Annotated in this window: 19 protein-coding genes and 1 pseudogene; 9 read left to right on the top strand and 11 right to left on the bottom strand. The window is 70.1% G+C overall.

Translation table 11 applies throughout. The features are described from left to right. Positions 1–117 precede the first annotated feature (117 nt). Positions 118–1,446: a hypothetical protein gene (locus tag ACFSKW_RS44225; RefSeq protein ID WP_379580574.1), complete on the top strand. Its 1,329-nt coding sequence runs from the start codon at positions 118–120 to the stop codon at positions 1,444–1,446. Beyond that, positions 1,443–2,243 carry a substrate-binding periplasmic protein gene (locus ACFSKW_RS44220; protein WP_379580573.1) on the top strand — a complete coding sequence of 267 codons (801 nt, stop codon included), beginning with the start codon at positions 1,443–1,445 and terminating at the stop codon, positions 2,241–2,243. Before ACFSKW_RS44225 ends, ACFSKW_RS44220 begins: the two co-directional genes overlap by 4 nt. Here the strand turns inward: ACFSKW_RS44220 and ACFSKW_RS44215 are convergent. From ACFSKW_RS44215 to ACFSKW_RS44205, 3 genes are all read right to left on the bottom strand, one after another. Continuing rightward, positions 2,240–3,250 (bottom strand): ABC transporter substrate-binding protein, encoded by a 1,011-nt coding sequence (locus tag ACFSKW_RS44215; protein WP_379580571.1) that lies wholly within the window; start codon positions 3,248–3,250, stop codon positions 2,240–2,242. The two genes, ACFSKW_RS44220 and ACFSKW_RS44215, sit on opposite strands and share 4 nt — an antisense overlap. Positions 3,251–3,530: 280 nt before the next feature. Then, positions 3,531–4,679 carry a hypothetical protein gene (locus ACFSKW_RS44210; RefSeq protein ID WP_379580569.1) on the bottom strand — a complete coding sequence of 383 codons (1,149 nt, stop codon included), beginning with the start codon at positions 4,677–4,679 and terminating at the stop codon, positions 3,531–3,533. Positions 4,680–4,755: 76 nt separating this feature from the next. Then, complete coding sequence (locus ACFSKW_RS44205) at positions 4,756–5,124, bottom strand: hypothetical protein (protein WP_379580568.1); 369 nt, start codon at positions 5,122–5,124, stop codon at positions 4,756–4,758. Positions 5,125–5,373: 249 nt separating this feature from the next. Here ACFSKW_RS44205 and ACFSKW_RS44200 point away from each other — a divergent pair, with 249 nt between their 5' ends. After that, the gene (locus tag ACFSKW_RS44200) at positions 5,374–5,793 is read left to right on the top strand and encodes an IS5 family transposase (protein WP_379580566.1); all 420 of its coding nucleotides are present in this window, start codon (positions 5,374–5,376) and stop codon (positions 5,791–5,793) included. Positions 5,794–5,914: 121 nt separating this feature from the next. On the opposite strand, the gene ACFSKW_RS44195 is transcribed toward ACFSKW_RS44200, so the two are convergent. Continuing rightward, positions 5,915–6,550 (bottom strand): transcriptional regulator, encoded by a 636-nt coding sequence (locus tag ACFSKW_RS44195; protein WP_379580564.1) that lies wholly within the window; start codon positions 6,548–6,550, stop codon positions 5,915–5,917. After that, positions 6,547–6,942, bottom strand: coding sequence for a DNA-binding protein (locus ACFSKW_RS44190; RefSeq protein WP_379580562.1), 396 nt, complete (start codon positions 6,940–6,942; stop codon positions 6,547–6,549). Before ACFSKW_RS44190 ends, ACFSKW_RS44195 begins: the two co-directional genes overlap by 4 nt. Positions 6,943–7,001: 59 nt before the next feature. Between ACFSKW_RS44190 and ACFSKW_RS44185 the strand changes: the two genes are divergently transcribed. The 3 genes and pseudogenes from ACFSKW_RS44185 to ACFSKW_RS44175 form a co-directional block, all read left to right on the top strand. After that, on the top strand, positions 7,002–8,249 hold the full coding sequence (locus tag ACFSKW_RS44185) for a PEP/pyruvate-binding domain-containing protein (protein ID WP_379580560.1): 1,248 nt from the start codon (positions 7,002–7,004) through the stop codon (positions 8,247–8,249). Positions 8,250–8,492: 243 nt separating this feature from the next. After that, on the top strand, positions 8,493–9,107 hold the full coding sequence (locus tag ACFSKW_RS44180) for a histidine phosphatase family protein (RefSeq protein ID WP_379580558.1): 615 nt from the start codon (positions 8,493–8,495) through the stop codon (positions 9,105–9,107). A 54-nt stretch (positions 9,108–9,161) separates the two neighbouring features. Then, a pseudogene (locus tag ACFSKW_RS44175) lies at positions 9,162–9,698 on the top strand (IS5 family transposase); the annotation flags it as partial. 22 nt (positions 9,699–9,720) lie between these two features. On the opposite strand, the gene sigJ reads toward ACFSKW_RS44175, so the two are convergent. Continuing rightward, positions 9,721–10,620 carry an RNA polymerase sigma factor SigJ gene (sigJ, locus tag ACFSKW_RS44170; RefSeq protein WP_379580556.1) on the bottom strand — a complete coding sequence of 300 codons (900 nt, stop codon included), beginning with the start codon at positions 10,618–10,620 and terminating at the stop codon, positions 9,721–9,723. Between the two features lie 342 nt (positions 10,621–10,962). Between sigJ and ACFSKW_RS44165 the strand changes: the two genes are divergently transcribed. Beyond that, the gene (locus tag ACFSKW_RS44165; protein WP_379580555.1) at positions 10,963–11,469 is read left to right on the top strand and encodes a carboxymuconolactone decarboxylase family protein; all 507 of its coding nucleotides are present in this window, start codon (positions 10,963–10,965) and stop codon (positions 11,467–11,469) included. 353 nt (positions 11,470–11,822) lie between these two features. On the opposite strand, the gene ACFSKW_RS44160 is transcribed toward ACFSKW_RS44165, so the two are convergent. Next, on the bottom strand, positions 11,823–12,509 hold the full coding sequence (locus ACFSKW_RS44160; RefSeq protein ID WP_379580553.1) for an alpha/beta fold hydrolase: 687 nt from the start codon (positions 12,507–12,509) through the stop codon (positions 11,823–11,825). 2 nt (positions 12,510–12,511) lie between these two features. Continuing rightward, positions 12,512–13,312 carry a DinB family protein gene (locus ACFSKW_RS44155; protein ID WP_379580551.1) on the bottom strand — a complete coding sequence of 267 codons (801 nt, stop codon included), beginning with the start codon at positions 13,310–13,312 and terminating at the stop codon, positions 12,512–12,514. Positions 13,313–13,382: 70 nt separating this feature from the next. On the opposite strand from ACFSKW_RS44155, the gene ACFSKW_RS44150 reads away from it, so the two are divergent. Next, positions 13,383–14,345: a helix-turn-helix transcriptional regulator gene (locus ACFSKW_RS44150; RefSeq protein ID WP_379580549.1), complete on the top strand. Its 963-nt coding sequence runs from the start codon at positions 13,383–13,385 to the stop codon at positions 14,343–14,345. 91 nt (positions 14,346–14,436) lie between these two features. On the opposite strand, the gene ACFSKW_RS44145 is transcribed toward ACFSKW_RS44150, so the two are convergent. The 3 genes from ACFSKW_RS44145 to ACFSKW_RS44135 all read right to left on the bottom strand — a co-directional run bounded on the left by ACFSKW_RS44145 (position 14,437) and on the right by ACFSKW_RS44135 (position 19,610). Next, on the bottom strand, positions 14,437–17,226 hold the full coding sequence (locus ACFSKW_RS44145; protein WP_379580547.1) for an AAA family ATPase: 2,790 nt from the start codon (positions 17,224–17,226) through the stop codon (positions 14,437–14,439). A 352-nt stretch (positions 17,227–17,578) separates the two neighbouring features. Further along, on the bottom strand, positions 17,579–18,283 hold the full coding sequence (locus ACFSKW_RS44140) for an alpha/beta fold hydrolase (protein WP_379580545.1): 705 nt from the start codon (positions 18,281–18,283) through the stop codon (positions 17,579–17,581). Positions 18,284–18,905: 622 nt separating this feature from the next. Then, a complete protein-coding gene (locus ACFSKW_RS44135) occupies positions 18,906–19,610 on the bottom strand; it encodes an alpha/beta fold hydrolase (RefSeq protein ID WP_379580543.1) in 705 nt (234 codons plus the stop codon). 430 nt (positions 19,611–20,040) lie between these two features. On the opposite strand from ACFSKW_RS44135, the gene ACFSKW_RS44130 reads away from it, so the two are divergent. Continuing rightward, positions 20,041–21,090 carry a pentapeptide repeat-containing protein gene (locus ACFSKW_RS44130; protein ID WP_379580541.1) on the top strand — a complete coding sequence of 350 codons (1,050 nt, stop codon included), beginning with the start codon at positions 20,041–20,043 and terminating at the stop codon, positions 21,088–21,090. Positions 21,091–21,113 lie beyond the last annotated feature (23 nt).

The raw sequence follows: 21,113 nt of genomic DNA, 5'->3' as shown, positions 1-21,113 counted from the left end.
CGGCCACACCTCTTGCGGACCTGCCGCGCCCGCAGCCATGCTCGATTTCCAGCACGAGTCGATCTCGGGAGGCGCGGTGCACGTCCACGATCCCGGCGTCTCCCGCCGGAGCAGGCCATGACGGTGACGGCGGTGCCTCCGGTCCGGCGCAAGAAGTCGGTCTCCAGGCGGGTGCGCACGCTGGCCGGGCTGTCCCTGACGACGCTGGTCCTGCTGCTGGCCGCGATCCTGGCCGGCGCGGCCAGTACCGGATCCAGCCTGCGCACCATCGGGCATGACGCAGGGCCGCAGGTGCTCGCCACCACGGGCCTGCATCGGCAGATGTCGGAGATGGACGCGCTGGTGGCCGAGACCCTGCTGCTGGGCAGGGAGTACGGCCCGCAGCAGCAGGCCGACCTGAGCGGCTATGACCAGCGGCGGCTGGAGATCTCCGAGAGCCTGCTGAAGGCCTACCGTCTGGCCCTGGACAACCCCGTCGAGCAACGCACGGTCGAGTCGCTGATCGAGGGGCTGGGCCGCTACGAACGGCTGGCGGCCCAGGCACGGCTGCTGGACATGCAGTCCGAGCACACCGCGGGACAGCCGCCCGACACCGTGGTCGAGGCCTATCAGAAGGCCACCGACCTCATGCACCGCGAACTGCTCCCCCAGGCCTACAACCTGACCCTGGAAACCGGGACGATCGTCAGGCGCGCGCACGACGCCGAGCGCTCGACCACCTCGCTGGCCCGCTCCGCGGTCATCGTCGCCGGGCTGCTCGCGCTGGCCTGCCTGCTGGGCCTGCAGGCCTACCTGACCAGCAGGTTCCGCCGGGTCTTCGCGCCGGTTCTGGTGGTCGCCACCGTGCTGACCGCGGCCGGTCTGGTGACCGGCACGGTCCTGCTCGACCGGCAGGGCCAGGCGCTGGAGGAGGCCAAACGACGCGGGTTCGACTCGGTGCTCACCCTGACCAGAGCACGGGCGATCAGCAAGAGCATGCACGGAGACCAGAGCCGCTACCTGCTCGACCGCTTCCGCAAGGACACCTACGAACACACCTTCCTGGACAAGTCCCGGACGATCGCGGCCGTCGAGTCCACCAGCCTGCCCGACTACCAGAGCAGGCTGCATGCGAACTTCCAGGGACTGCTCGGCCGGCTGACGGGCCAGGACAGGGAACGACTCTTCGCCGTCTACCAAAGGTTCCAGCAGGCCGACGCGCGGATGCGGACCATGCAGGCCGAAGCGGCGATCAAGTTCTGGGACGGCGAGCTCACCCAGGCCTACGAAAGCTACGACAAGGTGCTGGAGGAGCTGGTCCGGCGGCACGAGTCCGACTTCGAGCGCGCCATCGACAGCGGCGACGGCGCCCTGAAGACGCTCTGGCGGTCGATCCCCGCCGGGCTGGCCGCCGGCGCCCTGCTCGTCCTGGTCGGCGTCTGGCCACGACTCAGGGAGTACCGGTGAGACGAGTGCTGATCTGCCTGATCCTGTTGCTCACCGCCTGCGGCGCCGCGCGGCCGGAATCCCTCGTGGGCAAGGACGAGCTGATCGTCGCCATCCGCTCCGACGTCCCGCTGATCAGTTTCAAGGGGCAGGACGGCGCCTACGACGGCTTCAACATCGACGTGGCCAAGGATCTCGTCTCCCGGCTGGGCAAGCGGATCCGCTGGCTGGAGATCAAAGCAGGTGACCAGCTCACCGTCCTCACGGACGGGCGTGCCGACCTGGTCTTCGCCCACATGTCGGTCACTCCGGAGCGGAAGAAGGTGATCGACTTCGCCGGGCCGTACCACGTCGACTTCCAGGACATCGCGGTACGGCCGGCCGACAAGGGCGTCATCCGCGACGTCCGCGACCTGAAGGACCGCAAGATCTGCTGGGTGCGTGGCACGAACATCGCCCAGCGGATCGTCGACGAGCGCCGGGTCGAGGCGATCGCCGTCCCGGCACCCGACTACAACGTCTGCCTGGAGATGATCAAGGACGGCAGGATCGACGCCATCTCCACCAACAGCCAGATCCTGGCGGGGCTGCTCACCAAGCCGGGCGTCGACCTGCACCTGGTCGGCGCGACCTTCAACGAGCAACGGACGGCGATCGGCGTGCGCAAGGGCGACGTGGACGGCTGTGAGGAGCTCAACCGGGCCATCACCCAGATGTACCAGGACGGCACGGCGCACATGTTGCTGGACAAGTGGTTCGGCAGGTCGGGCATCGACCTGTCGGTGGTCTCCGTTCCGCAGTTCGAGGGCTGCTCCTAGGCAGGCGGCCGGGCGATCTCCGCACTGAACCTGTCGACGAGCGCCTGCTTGGCGCGTCCCGCGACCTCCACATCGTAGGAGACCAGCTTGACCGTCGCCGGGTCGGCCGCCTTGGAGTGCGCCGGCACCTTGGTGTTGGTGGGCAGGGCGTAGAAGTTCACCAGCGGCCCCAGTCGCTGGGATGCTCCGCTCAGCGCCCAGTCGACGTACTCGCGTGCGCTGTCGGGGTTGTGAGCCCCGGCCAGCACGGCCAGGCCACCGAGTTCGTAACCGGTGCCCTCCTGAGGGAAGGTCACCTGCAGGTTCGGATAGCCCTGTTCCTGGGCGGCGACGCAGTCATGCGAGAAGACCACGCCGACCGCCGCCTCCTGCTTGGCCGCCTGCAGGGCGGCGGCGCTGCCGGAGGAGTTGTATCTCAGCACGTTCGGATGGAGGCTGCGCAGGTAGCCGAGGGCCGCTTCGCGATCGCCGCCGCCGAGCTCCACACGCGTCCACAACGCGGTGTAGGCGGTTCCGGAGGTGGCAGGGTGGGCGATGGCGACGCCGCCGCGCAGCCGCTCGTCCAGCAGCTCCCGCCAGGAGCGGATCGGCCGCATGCCCCGCTTGGCCAGTTCCTTGGTGTTGTTGCAGAAGGCCAGCACGCCGGCGTAGATCCCGCTCCAGGTGTTGTCCCGATCAGCCCACCCCTGCCGAATTTCACCGGCCTTTTCAGATTTGTACGGCTCCAGCAGTCCCTGACTCTTGGCGGCCACATAGGAGTCGGCCGGACCGCCATGCCAGACGTCGAACTCCTGCCGTGCCCTGGCCGCCTTGATCCGCTCCAGCGCCTCTCCGCTGGACAGCCGGACGAAGTCGGCCTCCACGCCGGTGGCATCGGAGAACCGCTTGACCATCATCGCGCACCATCGCTCGCTCGCGCCGCACGCGACCGTGATCTTGTCCCGTCTCGGCGTCGAACAGCCCGCGGCCAGCAGGACCGCTACCAATGCGATGGCTAACGGCCTCATTGCCTCTCCAAGGGGTTCGCCGACGTCTCGCCCGTGTGCCCGATCCCATTCGACACTCCGCCACGAGAGTCACGCAACCGATCTCCGCTCGGCCGACCTGCCACGACGAGGTCATGTCTCCCGACGAGGAGCGGAGGGCGGCGCGTCGAGTGAGAGCACACCGCGGGATGGGGCCGCGAGCCGTCCCCGAACCCCTTCACTTCGCGACCATCTGACAGTCGGCGGATCCGGTCATCATCGGGCAGCTCTGCGGACTGGCCGCAGATGCCTGCGGGGACGGCTACCGTCGACCTCCCGCGAGTTCCCGCCGTCTCCTGCGGAGGAACGCGAACTGCAGCAGCAGAGCGGTGGCGCGCGGCAGCGGGGCATGGACGAAGGACGGCAGCGACCGCATGACGTCCTGGCCCTTCGCGACCATGAGCAGTCGCCCCGACTCCTGGTAGGCGGGAGGGCGGACGCCGAGTGATCTCAGCACCCGCGTGGCCTGCTTCCATGCCCCGGAGTAGTCGCGCGCGCCCTCCATGGTCGCGGGCATCACGAAGACGCACTTGTCCAGCAGCCGGTTCTCATGCAGCCACCTGATCTCCCAGACCGTCCCGGCGAAGGCCAGCGGGACGATCACGATCAGCTCGGCCTGCCTGGCCAGCAGCTTGACCTTGTCCTGCCAGTCGTCCTCCGTGCATGCCACCTTGCCGGTGCCGGGGATGTCCCAGGTGCGGTTGATCGGCCAGGTGTTCACACCTTCGGGCCGGGTGGGCAGCAGCGTGCCCGGCCGGCCGAGCGCGATCAGCGGCAGGTGGGCGGGAAAGGCGGCGGCCAGGATCGCCTCGAAGTCGGTCTGGATGTTTCCGGGCTGCTCGGTGGCGCTCGCCTGCACACCCACGGCGTTGCTGGCCAGGTGGCCGGTCGTCGCGAACGGCCGCAGGTAGAGCGAGAAGCGCGGCGGCGGCCCTCCGGCGGGATCTTCGAGGAGGGCCATGACGCGCCCGGCCCGCCTGTCGCGTGAGTACTGCCGGCCACGGCTCTCCAGTTCGATGAGCGCGAACAAGGGGCCGAGGATGAGTACGACCTGGAGAAATCCGGCCACGGTGGCGACGACCAGGAACAGGACGATGTAGAGGAGACGGCCGGGGACCCGCAGGAAGATCGAAGGAAACGTGCCGATGAACTCCCAGCCCTCGATGACCTTGGTCACCATCCATTCGTAGAGCTCGAGTGAGGCCGACCACAACGGCGACAGCACGGACACCACGATCACCGTTCGCAGGATCGGCCCCATGTGGATGGGCCGCAACGCCACGCAGGCCAGCGCCACCCCCGCCACCAGGAGGGGATGGTGGCCGAACGACAGACCCGAGACGACCGCCGCCGCACTCGGCAGCGCCCAGTGGACCACGAAGAACGCCCTCAGAAGGGAAGCAGGCCCCACACGCTCACTGTGCACCTTGAGCGCCACGAGACAAGCCCTGCCGGCGGAAGTCCTCGCTGGAGCCGCGTGAACGTCGCTATCGACCTGCGGCGGCCCCGTGAGCGCTGCGGTCCGCCCAGACCTGGCTGAGTTGAAGGACGCTCATGCCGAACAACAGCACACCCAAGGGGACGTGCAGGGTCTTCGCGCCCGCGATGCCCAGAGCTATCTGCGCCAGTGTGAGCCCGAAGAACCCGACCGCGTACAGCATGGGCCTGGTCGAGCCGCCGCCCGGCCGCCAGACCAAGATCGCGGCGACCAGGTGCAACAGCGCCACGAAGAACACCCCGTACGCCGAAACACTGTGCAAGGTCCGTCCGCCGGGCGAGGACAACAACAGTCCGGCGGTGATCGGGGCGGCGAAGAGAGCCAGGGTCTGCAGAGTGATCGCGACGCGTAAGAACATGAGTGACTCCTTGACGGCTGTGGGACGGGCGAAGACGGCGACGGGCTGCGTGCTGGATGGCGTCCCAGTAGTCCGACGACACAGCAGCCGGGAATGTGAGGCGACGCGCCGATCTCACCGTTCGGCGCTCGTCTCGTCGAACGGTGAGGTGCGATCCGAGCGCGTCCGGGCTGGACCTGGGACCTGTGCGAAGTTGAGATCAGAGAGATTCGCCTGCGTTGAGGTCGGAGGTCCTGGTAGGCCATCGCCATGGCGCGTGGAGACCTCACTGATTCGGAATGGTCTTTGATCGAGCCTCACCTGCCCTTTGGTGAGCGGGGCCCGGTTCCGGATCTGCGGCAGCAGTTCAATGCGGTGATGTGGCGGGTTCGCACCGGCAGTCCATGGCGGGATCTGCCCGCCGAGTACGGGCCATGGTCCACGGTCTACAACAGGTTCCGGTTGTGGGCGATAACGGGTGTCTTCGAGCAGTTGATACAGGCGATGATCGCTGAGGCGGCGGCTCGTGGGCAGGCCGATCTCGACTTGGTCAGCGTGGACTCCACGACCGCTCGAGCCCACCACCACGCCGCCGGGATGGCCCTTGATCCCGAACTGGTGCAGGCGTTGGAAGAAGCAGCCAAGCAGGAAAAGGGGCTGCGCTCGCGGAGGCCTCTCGGTCAGCCATGATCCAGACCTCTACAAGCAGCGCAACACGGCGGAACGCTGCATCAACCGGATCAAGCAGTGGCGCGGGCTCGACTCCGGTTCCTCAGGCCCGAGACCGGGCGGACGTACGCATGCGACCAGGTCAAGGTTGCGCGTGCCGGTTGAGGCCGAGCGTGGCGATGAGGTCTTCGTGGAGCTGGAACCAGACGCGATGGCAGGAGTCGACGTCGGTGCGGTCCACCCAGGCGCTTTCCCCGGCTCTGGCGCGCGCCAGGGCTGCGGTGAATCGGGTGTCGTATCCGCCCAACCGTGTCAGGACGCTCCCGAGCCGGTCGGCCAGTGGCGTGAGCGCGCGGGAGATGGCGGCGAGCTCGTGGAGGACCCTGGCGTCCCAGGCGGGATCGCAGTGGTCGTTGGCGGCGAGCCGGTCGCCGGAGGTGGGCCGGAGTTGCCAGTCGGTGCAGGCTCGTAGCAGGAGGGCGTTCAGCGGGAGGAACTCGCGGTAGACGTCCAGGACCTCGCCGGCGCCGCCGACGCGTGCGAGCTCGGCCGCGAGCTGGCGCTCGTTCTCGGCCCGGCCCGGTTCGGTCAGCGACCAGCCCGCGGTACCGGCGAAGGCGGCGTGCCCGGCCCAGCCACGCGCCTCGGCGTCGCGCAGCAGCTCTTCGGTCTGGGTCGCGTCGAGCCCGTACCGCTGCGCGATCATCGGGGTGTCCGCGAACCCGAGGATGCGCACCGCGTGCAGGACCAGCAGGCCGGGCGGAGAGTCGCGCGTCACGAGCCGGCGTCCTGTCGCGCTGTCAGGCGGGTGTAGTGCTGCTGGCACGCCTGGGGGGAGTTGAATCCCATCGCGTTCGCTATCTGCGCCCAGGTCAGTCCGGCGCTGCGGGCGGTGAACAGCAGGGCGGATTCGAGTCCTTCTACTTCGGCGCGTGCGGCGGGCAGGAGGGCCAGCGCACTCAGGACGTCCTCCGGGTCCAGGTCGGCGTTGCGCCAGACGGCGAACTGGACGAGGTCGACCGCCGACGGCGGGGCCGGCGAGGGGCGCCACGGACGGGCGTCGAGCTCGTCCGCGCCCAGGCGCAGAAGGCGTTCGCTCGCGTCGTGCTCGCGGTCGGCCTGGGCGTAGTCTGCGCGCCCGGTGTGAGTGATGTCCTGCTTGCGTGACATGCCCTTCATGATTCACAATCAAGAAATTGTTGTCAATCTTTCGTTGAAAGGCGGAGTGGATGATCGTACCCCTCATGTCGGCTGCCGCCGATACGTGCGGGGGCAAGGCCGGTGCGCTCGGCGCGCTGCTTCGCGCGGGACTGCCGGTTCCCGACGGCTTCGTCGTGTCGTTCGCCGCTTACCGCGCCGCCGTCCGCGACCTGGACCTCGATCGGTTCGCCGGCGAGCCGGACCATCTCGACGCCGTGCGGCGGGCGATCGAGGCCCGCCCGGTCCACGCCACCCTGATCGACGCGCTCGGACGCGCGCTCGACGAGCTCGGTGATCCGCCCGTCGCGGTGAGATCATCCGCCGCGCATGAGGACACCGGCCAGGCGTCGGCGGCCGGTCAGCACGACAGCTTTCTCGCCGTGCGCGGAATCGGCGCGGTCACCGACGCCATGCGCGCATGCTGGGCCTCACTGTTCACTTCGCGCGCCATCGACTACCGGGGCGCCTCCGACCGCGGTGGCCGGCCCTTCGACGATCTCGTCATGGCCGTCCTCGTGCAACGCCATCTGGACGCCGAGGTGTCCGGGGTCATGTTCACCCCCGCGGACCCGCACGACGCGATCCGCATCGAGGCGTCCTGGGGGCTCGGCCCCAGCATCGTCGGCGGCACGGTCACCCCTGACGCCTATCGCGTCGCCGAGGACGGGTCCGTCACTCGTACGGTCGCGCACAAACGGACCCGCCTTGACCGGCGCGGCAGGCAGCTCGTCATGTCCGACGTGCCCATCCGTGCCCGCGACCGGCCGGCAATCGACGACGCGACCGCCACATTGCTCGCCGAGCTGGGCAAGGAGATCGCCGCCGTACGCGGTGGAGCGCAGGACGTCGAGTGGGCGATCGCCGATGGACGTACCTGGATCCTGCAGGCACGGCCGGTCACCGCCGCACCCCCGGCGTGGCCTTCGCCTGCCGGTCGCACTTCGGCCGCCGCGCCCACGCTGACCGGAACACCGGGCAGCCGCGGGGTCGTGACCGGCCCTGCGAGGATCGTCCGCGGTCCCGGCGACTTCGCGAGCGTGCACCCGGGCGACATCCTCGTCTGCCCCTTCACCGACCCCGCCTGGACGCCGCTGCTGCGTATCGCGGCCGGCGTCATCACCGAAACCGGAGGCGTGCTCTCCCATGCCGCGATCGTCGCTCGCGAGCACGGCATCCCCGCGGTCCTCGGCATCCCGAACGCGACGAGCAGACTCCACGACGACAGCACCATCACCATCGACGGCACCACCGGCGCCGTCACGGCGGCCAATGCGTGACCGATCCTCTGCCTCTCCGGCCGGGGAGCCATCACCTGAGGGCCGCACCCCGCCGACGAAGCACAAGTACCGGCAGTCGCCACGGCGTGGACCCCACCTATCCGGCCAGCGATGATCGCGCCGCCCGGCCGCGCACAGCCTCCTCGCCCTCCGCCGCACCGAACAGCCCCCCAGACCCACGTCACCCACGGATCGAAAGGAGACGGGAAGCGGGCCCACGCGGGCATCGCGCCCCATCTGCTCATGACCACGCGACACCTCTACCTGGCACGCCACGGTGCGGCCGACGCATTCGGGAACCTCACCGACATCGGTCGTCGGCAGGCGGGCCTGCTGGGCGAACGGCTCGCCGGCCTACCAGTCGACGCCGTGTGGCACTCTCCGCTACCGCGCGCCGCAGCCAGCGCGCACGAACTCGCCCGGCACCTGCGGAACGCGCCCGTCGCCGAGGCCGCCGAACTTATCGACCATGTGCCCTACGTTCCCCAAGCGGCCGAAACACCCCCATCCTGGGCCGGATTCTTCGACGGCTACGACGACGCCGAGGCGGCCTCGGGCCACAAGCTCGCCGAGGCCCTGGTCGCCCGGTTCGCGAAGTCCCCCGACACAACCGCGGCAGGAACCCGGCGCGACACTCACGAGGTTCTGGTGACGCACGCCTACCAGGTCGCGTGGCTGGTGCGGCACGCCCTGGACGCGCCGCCATCTCGGTGGCTCGGCCTGAACAGCGCCAACGCCGCACTGACGGTCATCGACTACCGCACCGGCCTGCCGCCGACGCTCGTGATGTTCAACGACATGAGCCACCTCCCGGCCGACCTGCGCTGGACGGGGTTCCCCGACGGCATGAGGGCATGAGGCGGCCCCTCAAGGCCCGTACGCGTCTGCCGGCGAAGGCAAGGACGGGGGTGACGCCGGCGGTTACGGCTGCGGCGCAGGATCCGGCTGACGGCCGCCGCGCTCGGCCGCTCGCGGGGCGGGCTGACCAGCAAGGTGCACCTGTCGGCCGACCGGCGATGCCGTCCGCTGTCGTTCGTGCTCACTCCAGGCCAGGCAGGCGACAGCCCGCAGTTTCGCGCTGTGCTGTCTCGTCTCAAGGTGCGCCTGCCCATCGGCCGCCCGCGTACCCGCCCGGCAGCGGTGGCTGCCGACAAGGCGTACTCCTCCCGCGGCAACCGCGCTTACCTGCGCCGACGCGGTATCAAGGCCGTCATCCCGGGGAAGAGCGACCAGGCGGCCAACTGCAAGAAACGCGGCTCCCGCGGCGGCGGCCCGGTCAGGCATGATCCAGATCTCTACAAACAGCGCAACACGGCCGAACGCCGCATCAATCGGATCAAGGAGTGACGTGGGATGGCCTTCCGTTTCGACAAGGCTCCTGACAGCTACCTCGCCGGCCTTCATCTACGCGGAGCCATCTCGTGGATCCGAAGCCTTCAACCTGTCTAAAGATCCGAAGTCCGTACAGGCTCTAGTCCTCTGCCCCCGCCGTCCACGGCCGGAGCTTGTCCGGGTTGCGTACGGCCCAGATGTGCTTGATCCGGTCGCCTGCGACGTCGAAGGCCATCACCGTCACGGTGACGCCGTCCTGCTGCGCCACCAGACCGGGCTGACCGTTGACCGTACGCTCCAGGATCGTCATGTTGGGCACCATGCCGGCGATGTCGATGGCGTAGCGCGCGATCTGCTCGCCGCCTCCGATCGGGCGGAGCACGGCGTTGACCAGGCCGCCCCCGTCGCTGATCGCCGTGGCGTCGGGGTCGAGCAGGCCGATGAGGGCGTCGATGTCCTTGGCTTCCCATGCCAGCTTGAAATCCCTGACGATGCCCGCCTGCTGGGCCGTCGGAGTCGCGGGGGCCTGCGACTCGCGAATGCGACGGCGGGCCGAGGATGCCAGCTGGCGACATGCGGCGGGCGTACGCCCGACGATCTCGGCCACTTCGGCGAAGGAATAGCGGAAGACGTCGTGCAGGATGAACGCGACGCGCTCGGCCGGGGTCATCGACTCGAGTACGACGAGGAAGGCCATGTTGACCGACTCGTCGAGGGTGACCCGGTCGGCCGGGTCGACCGGGGTGCCGACCGCCCGTCCGCTGACCCACTCCGTACGCTCGGGCAGCGGCTCGGGGATCCACTCACCCACGTAGCGCTCGCGCCGGGCCCGCGCCGATCCGAGCAGGTCCAGGCAGATGCGGCCGGCGACCTTCGTCAGCCAGCCGCCGGGCGAATCGATGGCGTCCTGCTGCTCCCGGGACATGGCATACCAGCGGGCGTACGTCTCCTGTACGACATCCTCGGCATCGGCCAGAGAGCCGAGCAGCCGATAGGCGAGATTGAGCAGGTGACGTCGCTCGCTGACGATCGCGCTCAAGCTCGGATCGGGCCGGACTTGTCCTGGCTCGGATGGGGTGATCATGTGTCGTCGGCTCCCTTGGTCACATCTGCCCTCACCAGTTCGACGAGGCAGCGCATCGAACTGTGAGGTCGGCGCGTCGCCTCACATTCCCGGCGGCTGTGTCGTCGGACTACTGAGACACCATCCACCACGCAAGGAAGCGCGGCGACCCCGGGCCGGTACGCGGATCGCACGCCGAAAACCCGCGCCGGAACGTGTGATCGTCCCCCGCGGCCGGCCACGTCGTCTCGGACGGCCGACCCCACCGGGTCGCAGCCCTCGAAAGCACCGCTGAAAGTGAGAAAGGAAGACCTCGCGATGTCCACACCCACGACGGCCGAGCAGGACGGCCTTCAGTCGCGTCTGCCCGACCCCATCCAGTTCTTCCCCGAGGTGGCGACAATCGCCGGAGCCATGACCAAGGCCACCAGGAACGGTTCGATCCCGCACACCACCGTCAGCCTGGTGCAGCTCCGCGCCGGGCAGATCGCCGGCAGCACCTACCACACCGTCCGGCAAACCGACCTCCTCCGCAAAGCCGGGGAAACGGACGAGCGCATCACCGCCGTGGCGTCATGGCAGGACGCACCCTACTTCACCGACGCCGAACGGGTCGCGCTGGAGCTCGTGGAGGCCGTCCTCACCCCGAACCCGTCCGGGGAGCGCGTCCCCGACGCGTTGTACGCCAAGGCGTCCGCACACTACGACGACAAGGCGCTCTGGACGCTCACCCTGGCGATCGGCCAGATCTGCTTCTTCATCCCCGTCGCTCTCATCGCCAAGCCGATCCCCGGCAGGCCCCTGGGGAAGAACTACAGCAAGTAACGCCCTACAGGGTCAGGGTGGGGGCAGGCCGCCGTGCCTCACCCTGATCACGGCCGGCTCCGCGATACCCGCACCGCCGCCTGTCCGGTCACCTCGGAGACGGCCTCGACGAGCCCGCCGCCCGCCTGGGCGATCTGGTCGAGCGCGCCTTCCGGCGCCATCCGTGCGATGCCCTGGCCGCGGTGCTTCCTGTCGACGTCGAAGCAGGTGATCCGCCAGTCCGGACGCGGAGGGCCTCCTTCTCGTACTCACGCCTGTGCTTGCGTTCGGCCGGCGACGACCGCTCGGACGCTGGGTGCACCGCGGTGAACCCAGCGACGACAAACGTGTCCGTCCCCGGCTTCAGCGCGCGATCAGGCCTCGGCAGCCGCCGTGGCCAGGAGCCGGGCGAGTTCGATCGGCCTGGTGACCATGGGCCAATGACCCGAGTCGATGTCGACGAATTCGAGGTGCTTGGCCTTGGCGAGCTCGGGCACGTCACCGGCGTCGATCCACTCCTGCGCCTGGGCGGGGGTGAATTCGGGGCAGACGAGTACGACCGGGACGTCGAACCGTCGCTCGTCCGTCAGACGAACCACGCCCTTGGCCACTCCTTCGGGTACCGGGATCGCCGCAGACGCGATGGCCCGCTTGGCCTCCTCGTCCAGGTCGGCGGAGTCGGGCCCCTCGAACGGGCCCCAGCCGGGGAAGGGCATGACGCCGTCCTTCGATTCGAAGAAGTCGGCGTAGGACTCCCCGTCGGCGGAGGGGAAACCGCCGATGAGGGCGACTTTGGCGACCTGCTCCGGTCGCGCGTCGGCGGCCAGCCACGCCAGGGTGCAGGCGGCGGAGTGGCCCACCACCATGACCCTTCCCGACGCCGAGTCCATGGCGGCGAGCACGGCTGCCACCTGGTCGTCGAGCGTGGCCGAGGTGGATCCGTCGCCCTGACCGGGAAGGGTGAGCGGCACGGGGCGGTGGCCGAGCGTCTCGAGGGCGGGCGCGACGTCGTCCCATGCGGATCCGTCGAGCCACAGGCCGGCGATGAGCAGGATGTCCATGATCAGTACTCCTTCTCCAGTGACATCAGATCACGTTCGGCATAGAGCCGGTGTTCCCATTCCTCGTTGAGGACGATGCCGAGACACTCCTTGAAGGGGAAGTCCTCTTCCTGGGGCCACCCGGGCTCGGCGCGGGTCACCTCGGAGGCGAGTTGCTCGTCGGTGAGTGACTCCATGACGTGGCGGACCATCGCCTGGCGTTCACGTCGGACCGTGAGCACCTCGTCGAGCGAGGGCCGTGCCTCGCGGTCCCGCGGGATATCGTCCCATTCGGGCGCCTCCTCCCACGGCAGGTCCAACGAGTGCCACGGCGAGGCGTTGCCAAGGATCATCCGGCCCACCCAGGCGGCACCGGCGAAGTTGAGGTGCCGCAGGGTCTCGATGAACGACCACTCATCGTCGACGCTGCGGTGGAGCGCCGCCTCGGGCAACCTCCTCGCACGCGCGACGGTGCCCTCCCACAGCCGCTCCAGGATCGCCCACGCCTCACGGAACCCGTCAGGGTCGTCGGGGCGCATCCTCGCCCGCTCGGGCATGCGGCGGTTCAGTTCGGCATCGACGAGCGGCGCGATGTCGACGCCGTTCACGACGACGTTCTTCAGCTCGCCGCTGATCTCGACGTCGACCAGCTCGACGCCGCGCATGCGGCTCCCGCTGAACAGGGCGGCGCGGAACTGCGCCCCGGTGAAGTCGACTGCGCGCATACGCGCATCGTTGAGGAACACCCGGGTGAAGGAGGCGCCCCGCAGGTTCACGCGCTCGAAGCGTGCTCCCGCGAGGTCCTGCTGGTGGAACTCGGTCATGGGGCACACGCTAGGACTCATTCCGGACGTTCTGCTTCCGGTACATCCCTTGACCACCTAATCTGCTCGTGTGCCGACCGATCTCAGCCCCACCGCACGAGCTCTGCGCACCATGGAGATCCTCCAGACCCGCCCCGGCGTGACGGCCGACGAACTGGCCGCCTGTCTGGGTGTCACGGAGCGGGCCGCGCGCCGGTACGTCGGGATCCTCCGAGAGGCGGGCATCCCCGTCGAGTCAACCCGAGGCCCCTACGGCGGGTACCGGCTCGGACGCGGGACGAGGCTGCCACCGGTCGCCTTCACCGAGCCCGAGGCACTCGGTCTGGTCATGGCGGTACTGGACCGCCAGCCTGCGGCCACCGACGTCGACGACCTCGTCGGCTCCGCCCTGGCCAAGGTCATCAGGGCACTGCCCGAACGCGTCGGCCGGCAGGCGGCCGCACTGCGAGAGCATGCGTCGGCCGCGCCGGACCCGCGATCGGCCCGTCCTGACCCCGCCACCACCAGCGCCCTCGTCGCCGCCATCGCGAGCCGACGCCGCGTGCTGGTCACGTATCGCAGCGAGTCCGGCAACGAGTGGGAGGCCGACGTGGACCCCTGGGCGGTCGTCGTCCGCCACGGGCGCTGGTACCTCCTGTGCCACTCCCATCGCGCGGACGCGATCCGCACCTACCGGGTCGACCGGATCCGCGCGGTCCAGCAGACCACGCGCGCGTTCGAGCCGCCCGACGGCCTCGACCCCGTGGCGGCGCTGGAGGAGAACCTGGGCACCGGCTGGGAGTTCCCCACCCGCGTCGTGTTCGACGCTGCGCCGGGTGAGGTGGCGCCCTGGGTCCGGCCTCCCATGGGGCGGCTCGAACCGTTGGGAGACGGGTGCGTGCTCGTCGGCAGCACGAGCAATCCGGAGATGTACGCGCAGGAGTGGTTGGCGACGGTGCCGTTCGCCTTCCGCGTGGAAGGCGGGCAGGAACTCCGTGCGGCGGTCGCGAGGCTCGCCTCGCGTTTCGCCGCGGCCCTGGCGGACCGCCCCTGACAGGCCACCGCCGACGCCGCGCCGCACCGCCGAAACGGCCCCTTCCCGCTTGCGCGCGCGGCCCGTGGTAGCGGTCGACTCGCATGCCGTGTCACTCGGAGTCCAGGGTGTCGGCGAGGGCGTCGCGGAGGGCGGCGCGCGAGGTGATGCCGAGTTTCGGGAAGACCTGGTAGAGGTGGGTGGAAACCGTTCGCGGCGACAGAAAGAGGCGGGCGGCGATCTCTTTGTTGGTGTGGCCTGCCGCGGCGAGCCGAGCGATCTGGCGCTGTTGCGGGGTGAGGGAGGCCAGGCCGGTCGCCGGGCTGGAGCGGCTGATGCCGGTGGCGCGTAGTTCCCGGTCGGCTCGCTCTGCCCACGGGATGGCTCCGAGGCAGTGAAAGATCTGTGAGGCGCTCGCCAGGTGCCGGCGGGCATCGGTGGTGCGTTTGGCGCGGCGTAAGTGGGAGCCGTAGGCGAGCTGGATGCGGGCCAGGTCGAAGGGCCAGCGGTCGTTGCCCGGTTCGGCGATCGCCTGTTCCAGCGCGAAGGTGTCGGCCCGGGGGTCAGTGATGGCCGCGGCGGCCAGGACCACCAGGCGAAGGCGTGGGGACAGCCGGTCGAGGCGGGCCTCGCGGGCGGCGGCGACGTGAGCCGCGGCCTGCGCGCCGCGACCGGTGTGGACGGCGGCCTCGATGAGGTCGTGGAACACCCACAGGGCGTGCGGCGCGTAGGGGGCCAGGGTGCCGGGCGGGCTGATGGCGGCGGCGTTGTGGAAGGCGGTCTCGAAGTCACCCTGACCGAGGGCGGCGAGGCCGCGGATGTGAGAGGCGTAGGCGCCGATGATCCCGGCGCGGCGGGGAGCCGCCCATGCGTCCATGTCCCGGGCGGTGTCGGCGGCTTTCCTGAAGTCGCCGCGGGCCGCGGCCAGCAGGGCGCCGGTAAGGCGGCCCGGCCAGACCAGCAGGTCGTAGCCGTGGGTCCCGCACAGCTGGAGGCCCTCCTCGATCAGCCGCTGGGCTTCGTCCCACCGCCCGGTGTGGAAGGCGTCTTGGCCGAGGAGGAACAGCGCTTCGATCGCCGAGCTGATCGCACCGCCTTCACGGCCGTGCTGGATGACGCGATGGAGGGCTTCCCTGCAGCGGGAGAGCCGGTCGAGGTAGGCCACGGCGATGCCGGTACGGATGATGCGGGCGGAGCTGACCTCGTGGCTGAGCCTCGCGACGGCGGCGTCGGTGCGAGCCAGCATCCGCGAGGTGAGGCGGGCCGGATCGCCGAAGGCGTGGGAGAGGATCACCAGGAGTTCGGGCGGACGTGGCCGCAGGCGGTCGACGGTACTGTGCAGGGGCGGCCACAGGCCGGCCCTGCCGCCGAAGAAGCAGACCATGAGCAGGGTGTACAGCACCTCGAGGACGACGATGTCGCCCGCGTCGTAGGGATCGTCGTGCTCGTGGACGGCGGTGATCAGCAGCCGGTGGGCGGTGTCGACATCGCCGTCACCGTGCAGGAGGTGGAAGGCGCGGGCGCCGGCCACCGAGAGCAGGTCGCCGGGGCCGGGGCCGGCCAGGCGGGCCTGCTCCAGCAGGCGGGGGGCCTCACGCAGGTCACCGGTGACGAGGGAGCCCAGGTAGGCGGCTTCGGCCAGCCGTCCGCTGCGGCCCCTTCCCTTGGGACTGAGCTGGGCGGCGCGCAGCAGTTGGGTGACGGCGCCGACGGAGTCGCCGCGCCGCAAGTTGGCGATGGCGACCTCCTTGAGGAGGGCCGCGACCTTCTCGTCGGGTTCCTCGGTGGCCTCGGCCAGGTGCCAGGCGTGCCGTTCGGGCTGGTCGGCGAGGCGGGCGGCGATTTCGGCGTGGGCGCGGCGGCGTTGCTCGCTGGTCGACAGCTCCACGATCGCCGACTGGATGAGGGGGTGGCGGAAGGTCAGCCGTTCGCTGGGCTCGTCAGCGTGTACCAGGCCGGAGCGTTCGGCGGCCGACAGGCCCCCGCCGCCCCGGTCGGCGTCGACCGCCCGGACCAGGCGCAGGTCGCCGGTGCCGTCCAGGACGGCCAGGAGCAGCAGGTCGACGACGTGCGCCGGCAGTGCCCGGACGCGGGAGGCGAAGACGGTCTGCAGCCGGCGACTGAGAGGCAGCGCCGCGGGCAGAGCCCCGGCGACGGTGTGGGCCAGGTCGCCGAGGGAGACGGGCAGCTCCAGCAGGGCGAGCGGGTTGCCCAGCGCGGCGTCCAGCAGCCGCCGCCGCACGCGCGGGGTCATCACGGGATAGCGGCTGGTCAGCAGTTCGGTCGCCGCCTCCTCCGAGAGGGGTTCCACGTACACGACCGGCAGGTTGCTCTGGTCGAAGGAGCTGGGTTCACCGGTACGGCAGGCCGCGAGCAGGGCCACCGGCAAGCCGGCCAGACGGCGGGCCACCATGCCGAGCACGAGCGCGCTGGCCCGGTCCAGCCACGGCAGGTCGTCGACCACGAGTAGCAGCGGCTGCCGCTCGGCCGCCCGCTCCAGCAGCGCCAGCACCGCGCCGGCGACCAGCAGCTGCGCGGGCGCGGCTCCCTCACCCAGACCCAGCGCCACGCTCAGCGCCCCGGCGAGCAGCGGGCTCAACCGGGGCACCTCGCCAAGGCATGGGTGGAGGAGTTGGTGAAGGGCGGCATTGGAGATGTCCGCCTCGAACTGCGAGCCGGTCGCCCGCAGCAGCCTGATCCCCGAGTCGGCGGCGAGAGCGGCGGCGTGATCGAGCAGGGCCGTCTTTCCGACACCCGGGTCGCCCGCCAGAAGGAGCGCGTCCCCCACCCCTTCGGCGATCCGGCTGGTGAACAGCCGCAGTCGTCCGATCTCCGGTTCGCGGCCGATCAGCGTCGTCGGCGTGGCAGCCCCCTGATCGTGGCGTCCGCTGAACCCATGCATCTCCCGACCTTCCTTCCTCCGCTGGGCCGTGTCCAGCCCGCACGCTCCTCGTGTCCCCCTCGGACGGTCTCCCCTTGCGGCGCTCCCCCGTTCGACACGCTCGTCGTCACGGGCTGGAGGGCGGGAGGCCAGCGGATGGTCGGCGTGTGAGGGCCGGAAGGCGGCGGATCGGTGCGGCCCGCAGGGCCCCCGCCACCGTTTTCCCGTTCAGCCGCCTGCTTCGCGGCTCGCCGTAAGCGTCAGGGATGCCGGGCAAGACAGACGGGAGACAGACGTCTGGCCCGGCCACAGGTGCCGGGCCAGACGGTTCGCAGGCCGTTCAGCGGCGCGCCGTGGGAGCGCACCGCGTTCTCTACCGGCCGGTGCGGGCCGTGGCGGCCTGGGCGATGACAGCGGCCACGGCGGCCGGGTTGGACACGTAGACCGCGTGGCTGCCCGGCGTCTCGGTGACCGTCGCCCCGGCCCGCTCGGCCATGGCGCGCTGGGCGGGCGGCGGGATCATCCGGTCGTCGGCGGCGACCAGGTACCAGGACGGCGTGGTCCGCCAGGCCGGCTCGGAGACCGTGCCCCCGAGCGCGTCGACGCCCCACGGCACCTGAGAGTCGGCCATGAACCGCGCCTGCGCCTCGGGCAGGTCGCCGGCGAAGGAGGCGGGGAACTTGTCGCGGTCGAGGAACAGGAACCCGTCTTTGGGCGGCAGGATCGGGGGGACCGGCGCGCCCGGCGGCGGGTCGGCGATGAGGGTGTTGACCGACTCGCCTTTGTCGGGGGCGAACGCCGCGATGTAGGCCAGCGTGGCGACATTGGGATGGGTGCCGGCCTCGGTGATGACGACGCCGCCGTAGGAGTGCCCGGCCAGGACGGCGGGCCCGTCCAGGCCGTCGAGGATCTGGTGGGTCGCGGCGACGTCTCCGGCCAATGACAGGGTCGGATTCTGCACCACGGCCACCCGGTAGCCATAGGCGGTCAGGTGCTCGTAGACCCCCTGCCAGCCGGAGCCGTCGACGAACCCGCCGTGCACCAGCACGATGTTCTTCACTTGCGGACCTGCGTTCACGGCACTGCCTCCTTCGCCCGGGACTCGGCCCCGGGCTCGATCGGGGAGATGCCCGGAACGCTAGACGGCCGGGAAGAGGCGTCGATTGCGTCAAATGACGTAGTTTCGGCCTTCCCATAGTCGACGCCGAACGCAGGTTCGGAGTGGTGCTGGAAGTGGGGGTACCTGGGCCGGGATCACGCCGCCATCCCCGCGCCCGGAGCCGGTTCGACATCGCTCACGACGCCGAGCCCCTGGAACGCGGCCGCGTCGCGAGGGTCCGCACGCGTCCCTCGTCAGAAGGGCTGACGGTCGCAGCCACTCATGCCGGTGGCCTGGGCAGTCGAACCGGTACGGCTCGGCGACCATGCGCAGCGTCCGGCACGGGTAGTCAGCCGAACAGCACTCGCGGCAGCGCAGAACCGCCTGGGCGCGATGTCGAGGAGCGGCGAACTTCCGGTGAAGACGACCTCGGTGGGGCCGTGCCAGGCCATCAGGGCGGCGTCTTCGTCGGCGCGGTGCCCGGCGAACGCCGGGTCGCGGCGGCCGGCCCGGTGGCTGATGGCTTCGCTCAGCCGACGGGCGAACGCGGCCGGTGCATGCAGGGGGGTGAGACGGTTCGGCCTCGTCCCCGCTGCGGGAACTACCCGCGTGCCGCCGCGTCGAGCAGGATCCGCGCCAGCTCGCGTGGCCGGGAGAACATCGGCCAGTGGCCGGCGTCCATCTCGACCAGCCGCCAATGCTCGCTGGTCAGCAGCTTGACCACGTCGTCGCTCGGCTGGTCGCCGTCGAGCAGGCATTTGACGTACGTCGCCGGAAGCCGGCCGAGCGGGCGTGCCAGTACGGCCGGCTCGGTCAGCGTGGCGCCAGGGTGTGGTGTCGAACCGCGCACGATCCGGGCGATCTGCTCTCCGGTGAGGCCCTGACCATCGTAGTCGGCCGCGATCAGCGGCGGCCAGAAGCCCCCGTTCTCGGCGATCGAGGACTCCACCACCGTCCGGCCGTGAACCGACCAGCGGGACACGAACGACTCTCCGTCGCCCGGAACGTTGGAGTCGACGAAGACCACACGGGCCAGCCGGTCGCCGATCCGCTCGGCGGCCTGGCCGACCGGGATGCCGGAGTAGCTGTGCCCGACCAGGATGACGTTGCGCAGATCATGGCGTCCGACCTCGTCGACGATGTCCTGGACGTGGGTCTGCTGCCCAGCTGGAAGACCACGCCTGTCGGCGAGGCCGGACAGCGTCAACGGGTGGGCGCCGTGGCCGGCCGCACGCAGCTCCGGCACCACCTCGTCCCACGCCCACGATCCAAGCCACGCGCCCGCGACCAGTACGAATTCCGCCACGGTGCAAAGGTAGCGGAAGGGTCCGACAACCACCCACAACGCGGAGCATCGCACACGTGCTCGCCGTCGAACCGGCCGCACGCGCAGCAGGCGCGGTACACCTCACGGCCGTCCACCGCGGACGCGACCGGGTCGAGGTCTCGCCAAGGGCTGTAAGCCTGCTGGTCGACGGGCCGCGACGGCGCACCGTCGGCGTGTCAGCCTCTCGGCGACGGAGCCCTGGTTCCCAACTCGTGTCGGGCTCAAGCGCTGGGACCCCGGTCAAACATTTGTCGCGTCGCCTCGGCGGCGGCCAGGCCATCACTCGGGGCCGGTCCGGGACTCAGAAGATCGCACCCCGGGTTCTCGGGCGGCCCGGTTCTGCTTACCTATGTGCGTGACGCCATCAAGGATGAAGCGGTGTCGGCGCTGGTTCGCCGAACACTCGCTGGTGACGAGGTCGCTGGTGGGGATGGTTGCCGCCGCCGCGCTGGTGGGGACCGTTGTCCTGGTTCTGGGACCGTTGTCGTGGCTGGTCGCGGGTGAAGCCGTCAGCCGATTGGCGGGAAAGGAACAAGCGGATGCGATGAACGCGGTCCGGCAGACGGTGCTGGCCGCGCTCGGTGGAGCATCTGCTCTCATCGCTCTCGGTTTCACCGTGCGGACCTACTATCTTTCGCGGCGCGGCCAGGTGACGGATCGGTTCGGGAAGGCCGTCGGCCAGCTCGCCTCCGAAAAGCTCGAAGAACGGTTGGGCGGTGTTCACGCGCTGGAGCACGTGATGGCGGAGTCCGCGGTCGACCATACGGCGGTCATCGGCGTTCTTTGCTCCTTTGTTCGGGCTCGCACCATGCGCCCCAAGGACGAACAAGGAGAATACGTCTCCGAGGACGATCAGGAGCTCGGCTGGACCGAGCCGGCGGCTGACATCGATGCCGCGATGACCGCCTTGGCCCGCAGGCCCAGGCGAGACGAGCCCAACCGGCCGGATCTGCGGGCGGCGAAGCTCGTCGGCCTGTCCGTGAGAAGCATGGACTTCTCCGGTCCACCGCGGCTGACCCGGATGTTCCTCACGGCGGCGGATCTTCGTCGGGCGGACTTCCGGGGTGCGGACCTGCGGGGCACGATCGCCACCGCAGCGGACCTGAGGCACGCCCTGCTCCACCGGGCCGACCTGCGGCAGGCCTCGTTCGATGCCGCCGATCTTCGTGGGGCCTACCTGGATGGCGCTCGACTGGCGGGGGCGATGTTCGAAGGGAGTGATCTTCGTGGCGTGCACGGGCTCTCCGCCGCCCAGGTGGCGGAGGCCTATGTCGATGCGGAAACCCGCTTCTCGCCGGAGCTTGCCGACCATCCGTGGGTGCAGGCTCGGCTGGCGGACTGCGCCGCGTGGACCAAGACCCACCCGGACCCATGGGCCTGCCCACCTCCCACTCGATGGAAGTCCGTGCCCGAACCGACATCCGCATCCGGGCCGAAGCCCGCACCGGAGCCGGAATGAGCGTGATACTCCTGCGGGGGCGT

Source organism: Nonomuraea mangrovi (genome assembly GCF_042681425.1).
Taxonomy (GTDB): Bacteria; Actinomycetota; Actinomycetes; order Streptosporangiales; family Streptosporangiaceae; genus Nonomuraea; species Nonomuraea mangrovi.
Note: the sequence above shows the minus strand (reverse complement) of the source record. Positions and strands in the feature narration are given on the sequence as shown.